We start from the raw sequence: 18,999 nt of genomic DNA, 5'->3' as shown, positions 1-18,999 counted from the left end.
CCGCGCCGACGGTCCCGCGCCGCGCCGCCACCGCCGGTCGCACCGCCACCCAGCCGGGCCGACGCGGCATCGCCGGACCGGTGCTCAGCCCGCGGCACGGAAGGCCTCGGTCTGCTGGGCCGCGCGGGCAGCCGCGACGAAGCGGTGCGCCGCGCCAGGGACCCCGGCCCAGTGGGTGTGCAGGTACGACGCGTGGATGGCGCCACGGACGAAGCCCTCGGCGACGTCGTTGCCGCTCGCGTCCCGCCAGCGCCAGGCCGGGGCGGCACCACGATGCGCGTCGCCGCCGGTCGAGCCACCGGCCGCCGGGGTCGCGACCGTGCGGTGGAACTCGTGCCCGTGCACGGTCGAGCCGCGCGGCGCCAGCACCGAGTCGGTGGCCGCGGCCGCCTCCCGGTAGCCCAGCGTCAGGCGGGGCGTCATCGCGGCCGTCACCTCGCCGAGCACTCCGCACATCGGCGCGCCGTCGAGCGCGCTGCTCAGGTAGAGCAGCCCGGCGCACTCCGCGGCGACGGGAGCGTCGGTCGCCGCGAAGGCCCGGACCCGGGACCGCAGCGCGGCGTTCGCGGCGAGCGCGCCCGCGTGCACCTCCGGGAACCCACCGCCGATGATCAGCCCGGACGTGCCGGCCGGGAGCACCTCGTCGACGGTCGGGTCGAAGCCGACGACCTTGGCCCCGGCGGCGGTCAGCAGCTCGGGCGTCTCGGCGTAGCCGAACGTGAAGGCCGGCCCGCCCGCGACCGCGACCACCGGGCGCGGCCCCTCGGGCACCGGCGACCCGACGGGCTCCAGGGCGGCGACCCGCGCGTCCCACGGCTCGGCGGGCAGGTCGGGGGCCGTCGCGGCGAGCGCGAGCAGCGCGTCCAGGTCGAGGCCGGAACCAACCGCCGCGCCGAGCTCGGCGACGGCGTCCCTGGCCGGCGCGGCGCGTTCCGCGGCAGGCACCAGGCCGAGGTGGCGCGACGGGGTGACCAGGTCGGGGCGCCGGCCGAGCACGCCGAGCACGGGCATGCCGATCTCGGCCATCGCGGCGCGCAGGATCTCGGCGTGCCGCTCGGTGCCGACCTGGTTGAGCACGACGCCGCCGATCCGCACGGCCGGGTCGAACGACCGGAACCCGTGCACCGTCGCCGCGACCGACCGCCCGGCCGACCGCGCGTCGACGACCAGGACGACGGGCGCCGCCAGCAGCGTGGCGACGTGCGCCGTCGAGCCGAACCCGGCGCGGGTCGCGTGCCCGTCGAACAGCCCCATGACGCCCTCGATGACGGCGACGTCGGCCCGCCGGGGGTTGAGCGCGCCATGCAGGAACAGCGGGGCGACCCGCTGTTCGCCGACGAGCCAGGGGTCGAGGTTGCGCCCCGGCCGGCCGGCCGCCAGCGCGTGGTAGCTCGGGTCGATGTAGTCCGGGCCGACCTTGTGCGGCGAGACCGCGAGCCCCCTGGCCCGCAGGGCCGCGAGCAGACCGGTGGCGATGGAGGTCTTGCCGGCGCCGCTGGCGGGCGCGGCGAGGACGACCCGCGGGATCCTCACGGCCCGGCCGGCGCGGCGACCGGCGGCGTCTTGGGCCGAGGCGCGGCCGGCACCGGCAGGAGCGCGGTCACCACTCGATCCCCCGCTGGCCCTTCTGGCCCGCGTCCATCGGGTGCTTGACCTTGGTCATCTCGACGACCAGGTCGGCGATCTCCACGAGGCGCGGGTGGGCCCGGCGGCCGGTGATCACGACGTGCTGGAAGCCGGGACGCGCGGCCAGCGTCTCGACCACATCCTCGACGTCGACCCAGCCCCACTCCATGACGTAGGTGAACTCGTCGAGCACCAGCAGGCCGTAGGTCTGCGCGGCGAGGTCTGCCTTGATCCGCTCCCAGCCCTCGGCGGCGGCCGCGGCATGGTCGTCCTGCGGGCCGCGCTGGGTCCAGGACCAGCCAGAGCCCATCTTGAACCAGTCGACGGACCCGCCCTCGCCGGTCTGCTCGTGCAGCCGGCCGAGCGCCAGCAGCGCGTTCTCCTCGCCGACCTTCCACTTCTTGCTCTTGACGAACTGGAACACGCCGATCGGCCAGCCCTGGTTCCAGCCCCGCAGCGCGAGCCCGAAGGCTGCCGTCGACTTGCCCTTCATGTCGCCGGTGTGGACGACGAGCAGCGGCCGGTTGCGCCGCTGCCGGGTGGTCAGCCCGTCTGCGGGGACGCTCTCGACCTGGCCCTGCGGCGCCATCAGGCGGCGTCCCGCAGCGCGCGGACGGTGGCCGCCAGCCCGGCGCCGGCCGCGGCGGAGTCGAGGCCGCCGGGATCGGGCCTGCCGCGCCGCCCGCCAGGGCCAACGGCCTCGGGCCCGGTGCCGGACGCGCCCAGCTCGGCGAGCCCGAGCAGCGTGGCGCCCAGGGTGGCGGCGAGCTCACCGGCCAGGCCGAGGCGCACCCGTCCCGTCTCGCAGTCGATGACGACCGCGGCGACGCCGGAGCGAGCCAACAGCTGGGCGGCCGGGCCCGGCCGCGGCCCCGCGGTGTGCCTGCCGTCGGTCAGCACGACCAGCAGCGGCCGGCGGCTCGGGTCGCGCAGCCGTTCCCGGGCCAGCACGCGGTGCGCGAGCAGCAGGCCGTCGGCCAGCGGAGTGCGCCCGCCAGACGGCAGGTCCGCCAGCAGCGTCGCCGCGACGTCCACCGATGACGTCGGCGGGAGCGCGAGGCTCGCGTCCTCGCCGCGGAACGTGACGAGCCCGATCTTGTCGCGGCGCTGGTAGGCGTCGAGCAGCAGGGAGAGCACGGCCGCCTTGACTGCGCCCATCCGCGCCCGTGCCGCCATCGAGCCCGACGCGTCCACGACGAACAGCACGAGGTTGCCCTCGCGGCCCTCCCGCCTGGCCTGCCGCAGGTCGGCGGGCCGCAGCCGCAGCCCCGGCCCGCCGCGGCCGCGGGCCAGCTGGTGTGGCGCCGCCGCGAGCAGGGTGGCTATGACGTGCGGGTCGCGCAGCCGGCCGGCCGGGACCTGGGCGCCGACCACGGCGCCGGACGGGGTGGCCGCGCGAGACCGTCGGCCGGGCACGCCCCGGCCGACGCCGGGCACCTCCAGCCGCCGGGCGCGGAACGTCGCCGCGGGCGCGATCACGCCTACCGCCGGCTGGGTGGCCGGCCGTGGCGCCGGGGCCGCCTGGTCTCCGGCTCGCCCGTCGGCAGCGGGGCTGGCCTCGTCGTCCGCACCGGCGGCCGGAGCACCGCCACCGGGGCCGCCGGGATCCGGGTCGCTGTCCAAATCGGTCTGGCCGTCCGGTCCAGCGGGCTGCGCAGGGTCGCGGGTCGCGTCCTGGCCCTGGTCGCCCTGGTCCTGGTGCTGACCTGGGTCATCCTGGCTCGGGTCGCCCTGGCCCTCGTCGTCCTCGTTCGGGAGGGCGTCGAGCTCCTTGCGGGCCGACTCCAGTGCGGCGTCGAGCGCGTCGGGCTCCAGGCCTGGCGCGTCGAACGGGTCGCGGCGGCGGCGGTGCGGAAGTGCCAGCGCGACCGCCGCCCGCACGTCGTCCTCGGTGACCTCGGCCCGCCCGGCCCAGGCCGCGTGCGCGACCGAGGCCCGCGCGGTCACCAGGTCCGCCCGCAGCCCGTCGACCTCGAACGCGGCGCAGACGGCGGCGATCCGGGTCAGCTCCCGGTCGGGCAGCCGGACGGCGGGCAGCGCCGCGCGGGCGGCGGCGATCCGCGCCGAGAGCTCCCGCTCCGCGTCCTCGTACCGGGCGGCGAAGGCGTCGGGATCCGCGTCGAAGGCCAGCCGGCGGCGGACGACCTCGGCCCGCAGGGCCGGCTCGCGCGGCGCCGCGACCTGCACGGTCAGCCCGAACCGGTCGAGCAGCTGCGGCCGAAGCTCGCCCTCCTCGGGGTTCATCGTCCCGACGAGCAGGAACCGGGCCGCGTGCCGGACCGACACCGCGTCACGCTCGACGTGGGCGACGCCGAGCGCGGCCGCGTCGAGCAGCAGGTCGACCAGATGGTCGTGCAGCAGGTTGACCTCGTCGACGTAGAGAACGCCCCGGTGCGCGGCGGCGAGCAGCCCGGGCTCGAACACGACGACGCCGGCGGTCAGCGCCCGTTCGATGTCGAGGGAGCCGAGCAGGCGGTCCTCCGTGGCGCCCACGGGCAGCTCGCACAGCCGGGTCGGCCGTTGCGAGGCGGGGGCCGCGGCCGGGTGCGGGCCGTCAGGGCACTCCTGGTCCGGGCGGGCCGGGTCGCAGGAGAACCGGCAGCCGGCCACCACCGCGACCGGCGGCAGCACACCGGACAGCGCCCGCACCGCCGTCGACTTGGCGGTGCCCTTCTCGCCCCGGACCAGCACACCACCGATCTCGGGGCAGACCGCGTTCAGGACAAGCGCGAGCCGCAGATCGTCCATACCGACGATCGCGCTGAAGGGGAACAGGGGCACGCGCGCACCACCTCGCACCGGCAGTGTCCGCGCCTGCCGCTCGTACGGGCCCGGGAACTGCCGCCCACGGGCGGGCGATCGAGGTGTTCTGGCTCACCGCGCCGGACCGGCCGCGGCTCACAGTGGCGGGACCGCCCCGGTCTTGGCGCCCAGCGCCGCACCGGAGTTCCCCTCGTATCGCCTGGCAGGAATGGTGCCATGGGACGGCGCCCGAGGGACAGTGACCACGAACACCCGCTGGCCCTGGTCCCGCGATCAGCGCGACGGCGGCTGGCACGGCCATGCACAATCGCCCCTGTGCCAGCCAGCCCTGTGCCAGCCAGCCCTGTGCCAGCCAGCCCCGAGCCCACCGGGCCCGCGCCCGTCCCCGGGGGCGCCGTAGCCGAAGGAGCCGTCGACGGCTCCGGTGCGTTCGGCGTGACGGTGGTCGGCATCGGCGAGGACGGCTGGGACGGCCTGGGCCAGCCGGCCCGGGCGGCGCTCGCCGCCGCCGATGTCGTACTCGGCGGCGCCCGTCAGCTGGGCCTCGTGGCCGGCCGGGTACGGGCCGTCGAGACCTGGCCCCGCGACCTGGCGGCGGCCGCCGCGGCGCTGCCCGACAGCCATGCCGGCCAACGGGTCGCCGTCCTCGCCAGCGGCGACCCGATGCACTACGGGGTCGGCGGCACGCTCGCGCGGGCGCTGGGCCCGGGTCAGGTCCGGGTCCTGCCGGCCCCGTCGTCGATCTCGCTGGCCTGCGCCCGGCTCGGCTGGCCGGTCGAGGAGGTCGCCGTCGTCAGCGCGGTCGGCCGGCCGTACGCCGCGGTCGGCCCCGAGCTGCACGCCGGCGCGCGGGTGCTGGTCCTCACCGGCGACGAGGACGGCGCGGACCGGGTCGGCCGGCTGGTCGCCGAGCGCGGCCTCGACGCCGAGCTCACCGTGCTGGAACGCCTCGGCGGCCCGCGCGAGCGGGTCGGGCGCCATCCGGGTGGGCCCGGGGTACCGCCACACGACCGGCTCGCCATGGTCGCGGTCCACTGCGGACCGGACCCGGCACACGAGGGCCCGGCGGTGGCCAGCCGGGTGCCAGGGCTGCCCGACGACACGTTCGCCACCGACGGCGTGCTGACGAAGCAGGAGGTCCGGGCCGTAACCCTGGCCGCCCTCGCTCCGGCACCCGGCGAGCTGCTCTGGGACGTCGGGGCCGGCAGCGGCGGCATCACCACCGAATGGCTACGCGCCGACCGCCGGTGCCGGGCGGTCGCGATCGAGCCGCGGGCCGACCGGGCCGCCCACGTGCGCGCGAACGCCGAACGGCTCGCCGGCGCCGTCGAGCAGACCGCGGGCCTCGCCACGGCGGCGGGCGGGCTGCGCGTCGTGAAGGGCCGCGCGCCGGCGGCACTCGCCGGCCTGCCCAGGCCCGACGCCGTCTTCGTCGGAGGCGGCGCCAGCGTGGCCGGGGTCATCGAGGCCTGTCTCGCGGCCTTGCGGCCCGGCGGGCGCCTCGTCGCCAACGCGGTCACGATCGAGACCGAGGCCGTGCTCGCGGACTGGCACCGCCGCGCCGGCGGCCGGCTGCGCCGGATCGCGATCTCCCATGCCGAGCCGGTCGGTTCGTTCACCGCGTTCCGGCCGGCACTGCCTGTCACCCAGTGGGTCCACACCGCGCCGGCGCCGCAGACCCGATGACCGTCCCAGCAGCAGCAAGCAAAAAGGGAGCGACGCGATGACCGTCCACTTCATCGGCGCCGGGCCCGGCGCAGCCGATCTGATCACGCTGCGCGCCCGCGACCTGATCGCCGCGTCGCCGGTCTGCCTCTACGCCGGCAGCCTCGTGGACCCGGCCGTGCTGGCGCACTGCCCACCTGGCGCCAGGCTGGTCGACACCGCCCGGCTGACCCTGGACGAGATCGTCGGCCAGCTGGTCGAGGCCGACGCCGCCGGGCAGGATGTCGCCCGGTTGTGCAGCGGCGACCCGTCGGTGTTCAGCGCCGTCGCCGAACAGATGCGCCGGCTCGACGCGGCCGGCGTCCGCTACGACGTCTGCCCGGGCGTCTCCGCGTACGCGGCGGCGGCGGCCGAGCTGAACCGGGAGCTGACCGTCCCGGGCGTCGCGCAGAGCGTGGTGCTGACCCGGACCAGCGAGAACGCCTCGGCGATGCCCGCCGGGGAGACGCTCGCGGCGCTCGGCGCCGCCCAGGCGACCATGGTCATCCACCTGTCGGTCCAGCGGATCGAGGCGGTCGTCGCCGAGCTGCTCCCGGTCTACGGCGCGGACACCCCGGTCGCCGTGGTCGCGTGGGCGTCGCGGCCCGACCAGGTCGTGCTGCGCGGCCGGCTCGACGGCATCGCCACCGCCGTCCAGGCCGCCGGGATTCGCCGGGCCGCGGTCATCATCGTCGGCGCCGCGCTGGCGGCCGAGGGCTTCCGGGACAGCCACCTGTACTCGGTGGAACGAGACCGCGCGTGCGTGTCCTGATCCTCGGCGGCACCCGGGAGGCCCGTGACCTGGCCGCCGCGCTGGTCGAGGAGCCGGGGATGGCCGTCACCACCTCGCTCGCCGGCCGGGTCCGCGACCCGGCGCTGCCCGCCGGCGAGACCGTGATCGGCGGCTTCGGCGGCGTCGCCGGGCTGCGTGCCTTCTTGCGTGACCGCGCGATCGAGGTCGTCGTCGACGCCACCCACCCGTTCGCCGCGACGATGTCCGCGCACGCCATCGCCGTGTGCGTCGGGCCGCCCGACGGCGGCCGGCCAGCCGAGCCGGGCGCCGGAGTGCCGCTGCTGCGGCTGGCCCGGCCGGGCTGGACCGAGCGCCCCGGCGACGGCTGGCACCGCGTCGCGGATCTCCGGACGGCGGCCGACCAGGCTCGCGCCCTGTGCCCGCCGGGCGGCGCCGTGTTCGTCACCACCGGCCGCCGCCAGCTCGCGCCGTTCGCCGCCGACCCCTACCGCCATTACGTGATCAGGGCGGTCGACCCGCCGACCGACGTGCTGCCGCCCCGGCACACCGTGCTGCTCGACCGCGGCCCGTACACGGTCGAGGGCGAGACCCGGCTGATGCGCGACCACGGCGTCCGGGTCCTGGTGACCAAGGACAGCGGCGGTGCCCTGACCGCGGCGAAGCTGGACGCGGCCCGAGCCCTCGGCCTGCCGGTCGTCATGGTCGACCGCCCGGCGGCGACCGACCCGGCACCACCCACCTGGTCGAACGTCGCCGGAGTCGTCGCCGCACTGCGCGCACTCGGCGAGGACCAAGACCCCGCTGCCCGCCCGCTCCGCCCATGATCATCCGCTGGCCGGCGCGGTGAGCCCTACCCGGTGGTCGAGCCCCGTCCGAATCTGCGACCACCTGGTAGGACTCGGCGTGGGTTGACGCCATCCAGCGGCCTCGACGCCGGTCAGCCTTGGCAGCCCACGGCGCCGCCGCTGACCGCCGTGCCCGGCACCGACAGCGCGACACGCACCCCGCCGGGCACAGGCTGGACGCCCTTGATGTGGACCGGGAAGGGAAGGCCACCCAACCTCACGATCGGGTCGTCCAGCTGGCCCGAGCCCGCCGCGTCGAGCAGCCCTCCCCCCGCACCGAGACTGGCGGCCAGACCAGCGGAACCGAGCGTGACCGTCGCCTCGACCGAGACCGAGCCGACCGAGACCGAGCCGGGTGCCGGCTGGCCGACCAGGCCGGCCAACGGCGGCATCCGGACGTCGTGGAAGGTCACGTCGACGTCGGTCAGCCGGGACGACGCGCCGACGCCGTCGGCCGTCACCGTCACCACCCGGTAATGCCCCTCGGCCACCTGGGTGAGGAACGGGAATCCGCCGATGTGCACCGACCGGGTCCCGGTCAGCGCGCCCAGGCAGGACAGCCGGGCCGACAGCCGGTGCTCGACGACTCCGACCAGCAGCCGGTCGGCCAGCAGCAGGCCGAGCACGACGACGAGCGGAAGCGTCACGAGCAAGCGCCAGCGCCGAGCGCCGCCGGCCGTCGCGGCGTCCGGCTCGGCCACGAGCTGTCCGTCGGGTATCACCGGGTACATGCCGCTAGGCCGAGCAGGCCCACGCGATGGAACCGGCCAGCGTGCGGCCGCCGTCGGAAGTCGCCGAGAACGAGACCGAGCCGCCGGTGTCGGTAATCTGAGCGCTGGCCGGAACGGCGGTGATCACGTAGCGGCCCTCGCCCGGGATGGTCAACGAGACCGTCACCAGGATCGTGTAGGTGCCCGGCGCGTGATAGTTCGCCGCGACCACGGTCTCCGTGACCGTGTAACCCTGCACCACGGCACTCGCCGAGGCCGTGTAGTGGTTGCCACTCACCCCGCAGGTCACGGTCGTGTCGACGTGACCGGCGACCGCGACCGGGGACGTGATCGTGATGGTCTCCGAGCCCGGTCCACCCGTGCCCCGGCCGGCCGGGATTCGGGGCCTCGGGGTGCCGGACGCGGCCGTCGGCACGGGGGTCACCGTCGCGTCGGGAGTCGTCTCGGCGGGTACCGACGCGCTCGCCGGGGGCGAGGTCGTCGGGTCGGATCCGTCCGTCGCCGGGTCGGCCGGCAGAGCCGACGTCGCATCGGCGGCGGGCGACGCCGTCACCGACGCCTCGGCCAGCGAGGTCGATACCGCCGGCTGGCACGCGGCGAGTGACAGCAGCGCCGCACTGGCCAGGGTGGCCACGGCGAGACCTCGGTGGATCGGAGCGTTCATCGTCATGGGGTGGACGCCTGCCTTCAGGTCTGGTGATCGACGGAATTCCCGGAAGCCCCGGGAGACAGCCGACGGGACCGCAATCCGCGGGCCAGGCGGACCTACGCCCGTTTCCCTTGCCGGCAACGCAAAGACCACCAGCTCTGCGTGCGAGCGCCATCCCGGAAACATGTGAGGCGCATAGGAGCCCGAGACGGTGTCGCGGCCCGCGGCAGCCGGGCTGGTTCAGGCCGTCGCCATATCAACCTGGCGGCCGCCAACCCCATCAAGGAAACTGTTCGCTCCTGTCGCCGCGGCCCGAGTGTGGCCCGGCGGTGGCCGTCGCGTGAATTCCGCCGGCTTGTCGGGCGTCCCTAGACTGAGGGGGTGCCGTTTGTCCTGACCGTTCTCGACGGCGTGCGCTGGCGTGGCCGGCCCGTGGTCGGTGAGCGTCCGCAGGCGTTGTTGGCGGCGCTGGTCGTCGGCGGAGGTCAGGCCGTGCCGAGCGAACGGCTGGCCGAGGTGATCTGGGGCGAGAACGAGCCAGGCAACGCCGGCAAGGCGTTGCAGGTCCTGATCTCGCGCACCCGGTCGCAGTGCGGCCAGGACGCGGTCGTGCGCGACGGTCACGGCTACCGGCTAGGCGTGCCGTCCGAGCAGGTCGACGCGCTGCGGCTCGGCGACCTGACCCGGCGGGCGCGGCGCCTGCTCGCGGCCGACGACCTGGCCGCGACGCGCGAGACGGCGGCCGAGGCGCTGGCGCTGGCCGAGACGCTGGTGGAGCCACGAGACGAGGACTGCCGCCCGTTGGCGGAGCTGCGGCGGGACGCCGCGGCGCACCGGGCCGAGCTGGCCGGGCTGCTCGGCCGGGTGCTGAGCCTGACCGGGGAGCACGAGTCCGCGCTGCCGCGCCTCCTCGACGCGTTCGACCGGGACTCGTCTGACGAGGCCGTGCTCGCGTGCCTGCTGCGCAGCGAGGCGGCGGTGCGCGGCACGAGCGCGGCGCTCGACCGGTACGAGCGCTACCGGTCCGAGCTGCGCGAGCGCCTCGGCGTCAGTCCCGGCGGGCCGCTCGAACGGGTGCACCGGGAGCTGCTCCACCTCGATCGGCCGGTCCGCATGGGCCTGCACTACGACACGAGCCCGCTGATCGGGCGCGCGGACGACCTCCGACGGCTGCGGGCGCTGGTCGGCACCTCCCGCGTGGTCTCGATCGTCGGGCCGGGCGGGCTGGGCAAGACCCGGCTGGCGCACGCGCTCGGCCGGTCGGCCGACCAGCCGGTCGTGCACTTCATCGGGCTGGTCGGTGTCACCTCGCCGGACGACGTGATCGGTGAGGTCGGTTCCGTGCTGGGGGTGCGCGACTCCGTGCACGGGCGCCGGACGCTGACCCCCCAGCAGCTCGCCGACGTGCGCGGGCGGATCGCCCAGCACCTCAGCGCGGCGCCCAGCCTGCTGATCCTCGACAACTGCGAGCATCTCGTCGACGCCGTCGCCGACCTGGTGGCGTTCCTCGTCGCCACCGCGGCCGACCTGCGGGTGGTCACCACGTCACGGGCGCCCCTGGCGATCAGCGCGGAGCGGGTCTATCCGCTGAGCGAGCTCGGCCCGCTGGAGTCCGCCGACCTGTTCCGGCAGCGCGCCGTCGCGGCGCGGCCCGAGGTCCAGCTTCCCGAGGACGCGGTCATGGACATCGCCGCGCGGCTGGACGGTCTCCCGCTGGCCATCGAGCTCGCCGCGGCCAAGGCTCGGGTGATGTCCGTCGAGGAGATCAGCCGACGGTTGGAGGACCGGTTCGCCCTGTTGCGCGGCGGGGTCAGGAACGCGCCGGACCGGCACCGCACCCTGATCGCCGTCATCGACTGGTCCTGGAACCTGCTGGAGGAGCGCGAACGCCGCGCGTTGCGCTGGCTGTCGGTCTTCCAGGACGGGGTCACCCTGACGGCTGCGGAGCAGGTTCTCGGCGCGGACGCGCTGGGCGCCGTGCAGGCGCTCGTCGACCAGTCGCTGCTGACCGTCGTCGAGACGACCGCGGGCGTGCGGTACCGGATGCTGGAGACCGTCCGCGAGTTCGGCCGGATGCGCCTCACGCAGGCCGGCGAGCAGGACCAGGCACTGGCCGCGCTGCGGGCCTGGGCGGTCGACTACGCGAGCGCGGCGGCCCAGCGGATGTTCGGCGCGCACCAGTTCGACGGCATCGACGCACTCGACGCCGAGGAGACCAACCTGGCGGACGTGCTGCGCCAGGCGCTCGCCGGCGCCGACCCGGAGGCAGCCGTCCAGCTGCTGTGCGGCCTGGGCGGGCTGTGGTCCGTGCGAGGGGAGCACCCCAGGGTGTTCGTGCTCGCGGGCTCGGTCGCCGAGACCGTGGCCGGCTGGCTGCCACCTCCCGAGCTCGCGGACGCCACCCGGGCCGCGCTGGTGATCGTGCTGCAGAACGCCATGATCGGGGCGTCCGGCGAGGCGCATGCGACGATCCACGACCTGCTCGTCCGCCTCGGGACGGACGAGCGCGGCGACCCGCGGATCAACGCCATGGTCACGGTTCTCCTCGCGCACGACCCGAACGTCGGCGAGCCGTTCGGCACCCGGCTCGACGAGCTGGCCGAGTCCACCGACCCGTCCGTGGCGATCACCGCCCTGCAGTGGCGCAGCCATCTGCACGAGAACGCCGGTGACCCGATGAGCGCGATCGACGGGGCCGAACGCGCGTTGACCCTGATGCGGGAGGACTTCGACGGTCCTTGGCTGGCGGCGATGCTGCACGCCCACCTGGCCGCTCTCCACATGCAGCTGGGCCATCCGGTCGCCGCCGTGCCCCACGCCCGCGCCGCGATTCCGGTGCTCGCCCGGCTCGGCGCGACGGACGACCTGGTCCAGCTCCATTCGGTGGTCGCGCTCGCCGCGGTGGCTACCGGACACCTCGACGAGGCGTCGGCCTACCTCGACCAGATCGAGCAGCTCAAGGGCTCCGACGCCATCCTCGGTGGGCTGCTCGCGCTCGGCCCCGCCGAGGCCGAGATCGCGCTGGCACGCGGCGACGCGGTTGCCGGGCTCGCGGCCTACCGGGCCTCGTCCGCGCGCCTGCGCGCCTTCGCCTTCCCAGGCCACCAGTCGACCGGCGTCGAGCCCTGGCTGCTGTTCGCGGACGCGAGCATGCTGACCGCGTTCGCGTACTACGGGACCTCCAGTGACGAGGCCGACGGCGCCGAACTGTTCGCGTCCTGCCGGGCCAGGACGTTGGGCGCGCTGGGACTGGAAGGCGTCCATCTCGACTTCCCGGTCTGCGGCATGGCGCTGTTCGCGCTTGGTGCCTGGGGGCTGTTGCGGTCTGCCGTTCCCGCGGCCGAGGCCGTGCGCCTCCTGGTGCTGGCTGAGCGTTTCTCCTACAGCCGCATGATCCCGACCATGTCCTGGGACAAGATCGCGCCCTGCGCCGAGGAGCGGGGGCCTGGCTCGATAGCGGCGTTCCGCGCGGAGTACGGCGACCAGCCCGGCCCCGCCCTGGTCGCGCAGGCCTGGCGGGCCGTCGACCAGCTCGGCTGACCGCGGACCGGCACCGGACCACGACCGGGAGGTCGCTCCGTGCCCGGCTGCCGGACACGGAGCGACCTCAGCGGCCAGCGCTCGCAAGGCTCAGAGGTGACGCTTGTAGCTGCGCACCGACAGCGGGGCGAAGATCGCGATCACGACCAGGCAGGCCACCAGCGTCCAGCCCACCTGGGCGGACACGTGCGCGTGGTTGGCCAGGTCCCGGTCGGCCGAGACCAGGTGCGAGACCGGGTTGACCTTGACGAACGCCTTCAGCGGACCCGGCAGCGTGTCGACCGGCACGAACGCGTTCGACAGGAAGGTCAGCGGGAACAGGATCATCATCGACATGCCCTGGACGCTCTGCGCGCTGCGGGCGATGGTGCCGAAGAAGGTGAAGACCCAGGCCAGCGACCAGCCGGTGAAGATCGCCAGCAGGATCGCGCCGGCCACCCCGAGCACGCCACCGCCGGGGCGGTAGCCGATGGCGATGCCCATCGTGAAGGTGAGCGTCGACGCGATCGCGTACCGGATCAGGTCCGCGACCATCGGCCCGGCCAGCGGCGCGATCCGGGCCATCGGCAGCGATTTGAACCGGTCGAAGACCCCCTTGTCCATGTCCTCGCGCAGCTGGACGCCGGTGGCCATGCAGCAGGTCAGCACGGTCTGGGCGAGGATGCCGGGGATCATCAGCGGCAGGTAGCTCTTCACGTTCCCGGAGATCGCCCCGCCGAAGACGTAGGCGAACATCACCGTGAACAGGATCGGCTGCAGGGTCACGTCGAAGAACTGCTCCGGGTTGCGGCGCATCTTCTTGGTGGCCCGCCAGGCCATCACCAGGGTCTGGCGCAGCGTGTCGACCGGGGTGGCTCGGGGATGGGAGCGGGCGACCGCTTCCCGGGGGTCGATGGTGATCGTGGTCCGAGGCTCGACAGTGATCGTGGTCATCGGGCCACCTCCTGTGGCGTCTTCTCCTGCGCCTGGCCGGGCACGGTCGTGTCCGGCTGCTCGCCCTCGCCGGCGTCGTGGCCGGTGAGGGCGAGGAAGACCTCGTCGAGCGTCGGCTTGTCGACGCCCACCGAGGCGATCTCGACGCCGGCCTGGCGCAGCCCGATCAGCACGTCGGCCACCCGGTCGGACGTCTCCAGCGCGACGTTGAGCTGCCCGGCCTCGGGCGTGACGACCGGCTCCTCGCCGAGCTGGCGGCGCACCACGTCGGTGGCCAGGGAGGTGTCCGCGCCCGAGGCCAGCCGCAGCCGCAGCGTCAGGTTGCCCACCGAGGTCTTCAGCTCGTCGGGGGTGCCCTCGGCCACCTTGCGGCCGCGGTCGATCACCGCGATCCGGCCGGCGAGCTGGTCGGCCTCGTCGAGGTACTGGGTGGTGAGCAGGACCGTGCACCCGCTGGCGACCAAGCCGCGAATGGTGTCCCACATCTGCCCGCGGGTCCGGGGGTCGAGGCCGGTGGTCGGCTCGTCGAGGAAGATCAGCGGCGGGCGGGTGATCAGGCTCGCCGCCAGGTCGAGCCGGCGGCGCATGCCGCCGGAGAACTGCGAGATTCGCTTGCTCGCCGCGTCCGTGAGGTCGAACTGCTCGAGCAGCTGGGCGGCCATCTCCCGCGACTGACGCGAGCCGAGGCCCTGCAGGCGCCCGAACATCCACAGGTTCTCGGTGGCGGTGAGGTTCTCGTCGACGGAGGCGTACTGGCCGGTGACGCCGATCAGCTGACGTATCCGGTGCGGCTCGCGGCGGACGTCGACGCCGAAGACCGACGCCTCACCCTCGTCGATCGTCAGCAGCGTCGCCAGCATTTTCAGCATCGTGGTCTTGCCGGCCCCGTTGGGGCCCAGAACGCCGAAGATCTCGCCTTCCCCGATGTCGAGGTCGATGTTGTCGACGGCCCGCAGGTCACCGAACGTCTTCACCAGGCCACGTGCGTGGACGGCGGCTGTCATGGAGGTGCTCCTTCCGGACCGCTCCCGTGTGGCCGGCCTCTGGGAACAACTCTGGGACCCACCGGTTTCACGGTGGCCTCAGGGTGGTTTCACGGGCACCTGCGCGCCTTCGCGCGGCCGCGGCCGCCCCCGCTGGCCGGGGTCCTAGACTTCGGCGCCATGACGATCAGCGACGAGAAGTACGTAGCGGTCACGACTTTCCGCAAAAACGGTTCCGGCGTTTCCACGCCGACCTGGATCGTGTCACTCGACGACGGTCGGGTCGGTTTCTGGACGTCGTCCGCCTCCGGCAAGTACAAGCGGCTCCAGAACAACCCCCGGGTGACCGTTCAGCCCTCGGACAACCGCGGCCGCGTCAAGGCCGACACGACTCCGGTCGACGGAACCGCCCAGCTGGCCCAGGCCGGCCCGGAGTTCGACGCGATCCAGACCAAGGTTCGGTCGAAATACGGCGTAATGGTGCATATCACGAAGTTCTTCAACACGGTCGGCCACCTGGGCAAGGGCCCATTCCCCTACGGCGACACGGGCATCGTCATCACCCTCGCCGCCCCTGCACCCGCCCCCGAGCCGGAGACCGCGTCCAGCCCGGAAACCGCGTCCAGCCCGGAATAGAACCGAGCGCAAGGCCGGCGCCGCTCCCGGCAACGCCAGTTTCCCCACCCAACCGGCGATCATCGGCGACCACCCAGGCCCCCGAACCCGCTGATCGCTCGTTGCGCAGGGAAACTGGCGACCCATGCCCCAATTTGCACCTTTTATTCCTGCGCACCTTTCATGTAGGACAAGTGACTTGGTGTGATGATTGGTTTAGTGGGGTGGGCAGTGGCAGCCCGGGGGGCGGACGACGTCGGCGAGTGCGATGACGGCGTTGGGGTCTTCGCGTTGGATGAGTCCGAAGAGGCGGGCGCCGATGGCTGGGTCGTTGGTGGCGGTCATGAGTGTTCCTACCGCGACCTGGTACGGGGTCAGACCCCGGTCGGGCATGCCGGCGACGTCGGGTATCCAGCCCTCGGCCAGGGTCGGCCCGTCCGGGTCGGCCTGGTGGGCGGTGTCGGGTGCGGACGGGTCGGGCACGCCGCGCGGGAACCGCCGGAACAGCAGCGTGGTCCCGCCGTCCAGCGACGTGTGCCCCACGAACGCTGCCGGGGGTAGTCCCGCCGCGACGGTGGCGATCTCGGCGGGGGTGGCTCCGATGAGGATCTCCAGGCCGTAGCCGTTGTCGGGAAGGACGACGACGCGGACCAGCGGCCAGCTACTCATGCGGCCACCGCCGTCAGGGAGACGCTCGCGCCGAACTCGGCGACCAGCGGGCCGAACGACGTGGCGTCGGCGGTGTCCCACCCGAACTCGGCGATCAGCAGGCGGACGCCGGCGTGCCGCAGCAACACCAACTCCTGGGCGATCTCGCGCTCGGTCGCGCCGATCGTCTCCAACGTGTCGACCACGACGACGTCCGCCCGGCGGGTCCGGACCAGCCGGCGGACCGCTGCCCACGTGCGGCCGTCGCCTCCGCCGCGTCCGAGCTGGCAGACCACGGTTCCCGCGATCCAGCCACGGCGGGCGCACTCGGTCTCGAACGCCTGCCGCTGGTCGGCCAGCGAAGCGGCTCCGACTCCGCGACGGGCGAAGCACACGGCCCGTACCCCATCTGACATACTCGACATCAGATTCCACTCCTGTTCGCGCAGGTTTGGGATTTAGGCTCGGGATTGGTGCTGGTAACACCATCCCGGGCCGCCTTATTGATTTATCTTTCGTCTCTCATAATACCCGGTCGGCTTGCACTGTGCAGCCGATTCGACGAATTCGTCCGGCCAAATAGCGAACATTTACCGGCCGGCTGGAGGTGGCACGGATTCGCTTTCCTGGCTTCACGTGAAACATTCCTTGCTTTCCCTGGCGGGTATTTCCGCGCCGTGCGGCGTGGGGCTTCTTGGCCGCGTGGCGTTTCTTTCTTCACGCGCTGATAGCGTCCGGCTCGTTCTGTTGCCGTCCAGGTAGACGGCTTGGAGCGGCTGTCTTCGGCCCTCCCATTCAGCCTCCCCCATCCCCCATAGGTGCCGCACTTAGCGGCATGGTGGCGGTGTCAAGGGTCGCCCGAAGGGTGATCGCGTAGCGACGGGCGTAGCCCGCCCTTGATACCGTCGCCAGGCCGTTAGACAATCGGCACAGCCGGGGAATGGGCAACCCACAGATACCCGCCGTGCGACGCTGCGCAGGGCCATTCGCGCCGTGCGACGTCGGCCCTCTGGTCGCGCCTGGTGCAGGCTGCTACCGGCGGTCTCGCGTGGGCGTCCGGCGGATCGGATCGCGGGTGTACTGGCGGAATCCGCGATGGCCTTCCCGGTCATCAGCGACGGGCCGACGTCTCCGACACGCGCGGGCGGGGTGGCAGCCCGACACGTCCGGGGGTGCCGAGCGAAGCGAGGCGGGGCCCCCGTGGCGTGGCGGGATGACGGGGCCCCGCCCGTGCGTGGCGTGTGCGGCGGCACGGCGCGGCGGCCGAAGGCCGCCCTTGAAACCGTACAGATAATTGGCGACGATCTTCTCTGGTGTTCTGGTGCGGTTGGGCCGTCGGGGGGTGGCTGGTGGTGGACGAGGGTTTGTCGGCTGGGGACGTGCGGGCGTTCGCGGAGATGTTCGCGGACTCGGGGTCGGCGCGTCGGTTGGTGGAGTTGGTGGGGGTGGAGGTGTCGGCGCAGCCTGGGTGGGGTGGCTCGGTGTCGGCGCAGACGTGGTGGTGGGAGGTGGGTCGTCTTCTGGCTCAGGGGAAGGTGGCCGATTGGCGGGCGCGGTTGTGGGCGGCGGCTCGGGAGGAGTTTCCGGCGCATTGGTTGTTCGCGCCGGTGGTGGCTGTGGGTGGGGAGTCGGTGGTGTGGAACGTGCCGGCGCGGTTGGCGCATTTCATTGGCCGTGAGGATCAGCTCGCGGAGTTGGAGGGGCGGTTGACGGCTGGTTCGGTGGTGTCGTTGGTGGCGTTGGCGGGTTTGGGCGGGGTGGGTAAGACGGCGTTGGCGGTGGAGTTCGCGTGGCGGCATCAGGACGAGTTCGACGTGGTGTGGTGGGTGTCGGCGGAGCAGCCGGAGTTGATCGCGGGGTATCTCGCGGAGTTGGGTGAGGCGTTGGGGTTGGCGGCGGGGGCGGAGCCGGCGGCGGTGTTCGCGGCGTTGCGGCGGCGGGGTCGGGCGTGGTTGCTGGTGTTGGACAACGCGGAGGATGTGGCGGCGGTGGCGTCGTTGCGTCCGGTGGATCGGCGGGGTCGGGTGTTGGTGACGTCGCGGCGTGGTGGGTGGAATGGGCTGGGTGTGACGGTGGCGGTGCCGGTGTTGGCGCGGGCGGAGTCGGTGGCGTTTCTGCTGGGTCGGTTGCCGGGGGCGGGTGCGGTGGTGGCGGATCGGGTGGCGGGGCTGTTGGGTGATTTGGCGTTGGCGTTGGAGCAGGCGGTGTCGTTCTGTGAGCAGACCGGGATGTCGCTGACGGGGCTGGCGGGGCTGCTGGTGGATCGGTTGGAGGAGGTGATCGGGCGGGGGGTGGTGGCCGAGCGGGCTGGGGTGACGGTGGCGACGTTGTGGGAGATGTCGACCAGCCGGCTGGCGGCGAGTGTGCCGGCGGCGGTGGAGCTGTTGGAGATGGTGGCGTTGTGTGCGCCTGATCCGTTGCCGCTCGATCTGTTCGAGGGCCGGTCGGAGCTGGTGGGCGACGGCCCGTTGGGTGCAGTGGTCGGGGATCGGTTGGCGTTCGCGGAGACGGTGGGCGCGCTGGTCGATTTCAGCCTCGCGACCCGCGATGACGGGGCTGTCCAGGTGCATCGGATGGTCGCGGCGACGACGGTGCGCCCGATGAGCCGTCAGGAGCGGGCTGCGCGGGTTGCGGTGCTGCTGGGGCTGTTGCGCGCGGACCTGCCTGGGAATATCGGGCGTGCTCCGCAGAGTTGGCCGCGCTGGCGGGCGCTGCTGCCCCACGTGCGCGCGGTCGTGGCCCAGGCCGAGGACCTCTTCGAGGTGCTGCGGGACGGGGATGACGCTGCGGTGGGTGCGCTCGTGTGGTTGTGTGCCCGGACCGCTGTCTATCTTCGGGAGCATGCGCAGCCTGCGGAGGCGTTGCCGCTGTTGGAGCGGGCGCTGGCCATCGCCGAGGCCGTCGACGGTCCCGATCACCCAGATGTCTCGGCTCGCCTGAACAACCTGGCGGTGGCGCTGCGAGACCTGGGCCGGGTGTCCGAGGCGTTGCCGCTGTTCGAGCGGGCGCTGGCTATCGCCGAGGCCGTCTATGGCCCCGACCACTCCATCGTCTCGACCTGCCTGAACAACCTGGCGATGGCGCTGCAAGACCTGGGCCGGGCGGGTGAGGCGTTGCCGCTGTTCGAGCGGGCGCTGGCCATCGCCGAGGCCGTCTACGGCCCCGACCACCCAGAGGTCTCGACCGGCCTGAACAACCTGGCGGTGGC

The 18,999-nt window shown here is 73.7% G+C and carries 15 protein-coding genes and 1 riboswitch; of the genes, 6 read left to right on the top strand and 9 right to left on the bottom strand.

The window, feature by feature from the left end:
• Positions 1 to 84 precede the first annotated feature (84 nt).
• The 3 genes from I6A60_RS25335 to I6A60_RS25325 form a co-directional block, all read right to left on the bottom strand.
• The gene (locus tag I6A60_RS25335; protein WP_203022050.1) at positions 85 to 1,533 is read right to left on the bottom strand and encodes a cobyrinate a,c-diamide synthase; all 1,449 of its coding nucleotides are present in this window, start codon (positions 1,531 to 1,533) and stop codon (positions 85 to 87) included.
• A 67-nt stretch (positions 1,534 to 1,600) separates the two neighbouring features.
• Entirely contained in the window at positions 1,601 to 2,215 is a 615-nt protein-coding gene (gene cobO / locus I6A60_RS25330; RefSeq protein WP_203022049.1) for a cob(I)yrinic acid a,c-diamide adenosyltransferase, read from the bottom strand.
• The gene (locus I6A60_RS25325; RefSeq protein ID WP_238436208.1) at positions 2,215 to 4,374 is read right to left on the bottom strand and encodes a VWA domain-containing protein; all 2,160 of its coding nucleotides are present in this window, start codon (positions 4,372 to 4,374) and stop codon (positions 2,215 to 2,217) included. Before I6A60_RS25325 ends, cobO begins: the two co-directional genes overlap by 1 nt.
• Positions 4,375 to 4,488: 114 nt before the next feature.
• Positions 4,489 to 4,580: riboswitch (cobalamin riboswitch) on the bottom strand.
• 124 nt (positions 4,581 to 4,704) lie between these two features.
• Between I6A60_RS25325 and cbiE the strand changes: the two genes are divergently transcribed.
• Genes cbiE through I6A60_RS25310 form a run of 3 tightly spaced genes read left to right on the top strand, consistent with a single transcriptional unit; the run spans position 4,705 to position 7,671 of the window.
• On the top strand, positions 4,705 to 6,075 hold the full coding sequence (cbiE, locus tag I6A60_RS25320; protein ID WP_307873858.1) for a precorrin-6y C5,15-methyltransferase (decarboxylating) subunit CbiE: 1,371 nt from the start codon (positions 4,705 to 4,707) through the stop codon (positions 6,073 to 6,075).
• 37 nt (positions 6,076 to 6,112) lie between these two features.
• Positions 6,113 to 6,865 carry a precorrin-4 C(11)-methyltransferase gene (gene cobM / locus I6A60_RS25315; protein WP_203021988.1) on the top strand — a complete coding sequence of 251 codons (753 nt, stop codon included), beginning with the start codon at positions 6,113 to 6,115 and terminating at the stop codon, positions 6,863 to 6,865.
• A complete protein-coding gene (locus I6A60_RS25310) occupies positions 6,853 to 7,671 on the top strand; it encodes a cobalt-precorrin-6A reductase (RefSeq protein WP_203021989.1) in 819 nt (272 codons plus the stop codon). The genes cobM and I6A60_RS25310 overlap by 13 nt, the downstream gene beginning before the upstream one ends.
• Positions 7,672 to 7,784: 113 nt before the next feature.
• Here the strand turns inward: I6A60_RS25310 and I6A60_RS25305 are convergent, their stop codons facing one another.
• Entirely contained in the window at positions 7,785 to 8,393 is a 609-nt protein-coding gene (locus I6A60_RS25305) for a DUF2993 domain-containing protein (protein ID WP_203021990.1), read from the bottom strand.
• Positions 8,394 to 8,427: 34 nt separating this feature from the next.
• On the bottom strand, positions 8,428 to 9,093 hold the full coding sequence (locus I6A60_RS25300) for a hypothetical protein (RefSeq protein ID WP_238436198.1): 666 nt from the start codon (positions 9,091 to 9,093) through the stop codon (positions 8,428 to 8,430).
• A gap of 360 nt (positions 9,094 to 9,453) precedes the next feature.
• On the opposite strand from I6A60_RS25300, the gene I6A60_RS25295 reads away from it, so the two are divergent.
• The gene (locus I6A60_RS25295; RefSeq protein ID WP_203021991.1) at positions 9,454 to 12,612 is read left to right on the top strand and encodes a BTAD domain-containing putative transcriptional regulator; all 3,159 of its coding nucleotides are present in this window, start codon (positions 9,454 to 9,456) and stop codon (positions 12,610 to 12,612) included.
• A 90-nt stretch (positions 12,613 to 12,702) separates the two neighbouring features.
• Here the strand turns inward: I6A60_RS25295 and I6A60_RS25290 are convergent, their stop codons facing one another.
• A complete protein-coding gene (locus I6A60_RS25290; protein ID WP_203021992.1) occupies positions 12,703 to 13,545 on the bottom strand; it encodes an ABC transporter permease in 843 nt (280 codons plus the stop codon).
• Positions 13,542 to 14,549 (bottom strand): ATP-binding cassette domain-containing protein, encoded by a 1,008-nt coding sequence (locus I6A60_RS25285; protein ID WP_203021993.1) that lies wholly within the window; start codon positions 14,547 to 14,549, stop codon positions 13,542 to 13,544. Before I6A60_RS25285 ends, I6A60_RS25290 begins: the two co-directional genes overlap by 4 nt.
• 159 nt (positions 14,550 to 14,708) lie before the next feature.
• On the opposite strand from I6A60_RS25285, the gene I6A60_RS25280 reads away from it, so the two are divergent.
• A complete protein-coding gene (locus tag I6A60_RS25280; RefSeq protein WP_203021994.1) occupies positions 14,709 to 15,164 on the top strand; it encodes a PPOX class F420-dependent oxidoreductase in 456 nt (151 codons plus the stop codon).
• A gap of 195 nt (positions 15,165 to 15,359) precedes the next feature.
• Here I6A60_RS25280 and I6A60_RS25275 read toward each other — a convergent pair whose 3' ends face one another.
• Positions 15,360 to 15,812 carry a hypothetical protein gene (locus tag I6A60_RS25275; protein ID WP_203021995.1) on the bottom strand — a complete coding sequence of 151 codons (453 nt, stop codon included), beginning with the start codon at positions 15,810 to 15,812 and terminating at the stop codon, positions 15,360 to 15,362.
• The gene (locus I6A60_RS25270; protein ID WP_238436197.1) at positions 15,809 to 16,207 is read right to left on the bottom strand and encodes a resolvase; all 399 of its coding nucleotides are present in this window, start codon (positions 16,205 to 16,207) and stop codon (positions 15,809 to 15,811) included. The genes I6A60_RS25275 and I6A60_RS25270 overlap by 4 nt, the downstream gene beginning before the upstream one ends.
• Positions 16,208 to 17,143: 936 nt before the next feature.
• Here I6A60_RS25270 and fxsT point away from each other — a divergent pair.
• The coding region (gene fxsT, locus I6A60_RS25265) for an FxSxx-COOH system tetratricopeptide repeat protein (protein WP_203055709.1) at positions 17,144 to 18,999 on the top strand (1,856 nt) is incomplete at its 3' end.

The organism is Frankia sp. AgB1.9, from assembly GCF_016786355.1.
In the GTDB taxonomy this organism is placed as follows: domain Bacteria; phylum Actinomycetota; class Actinomycetes; order Frankiales; family Frankiaceae; genus Pseudofrankia.
This window is presented reverse-complemented; position numbering and strand designations above follow the sequence as displayed.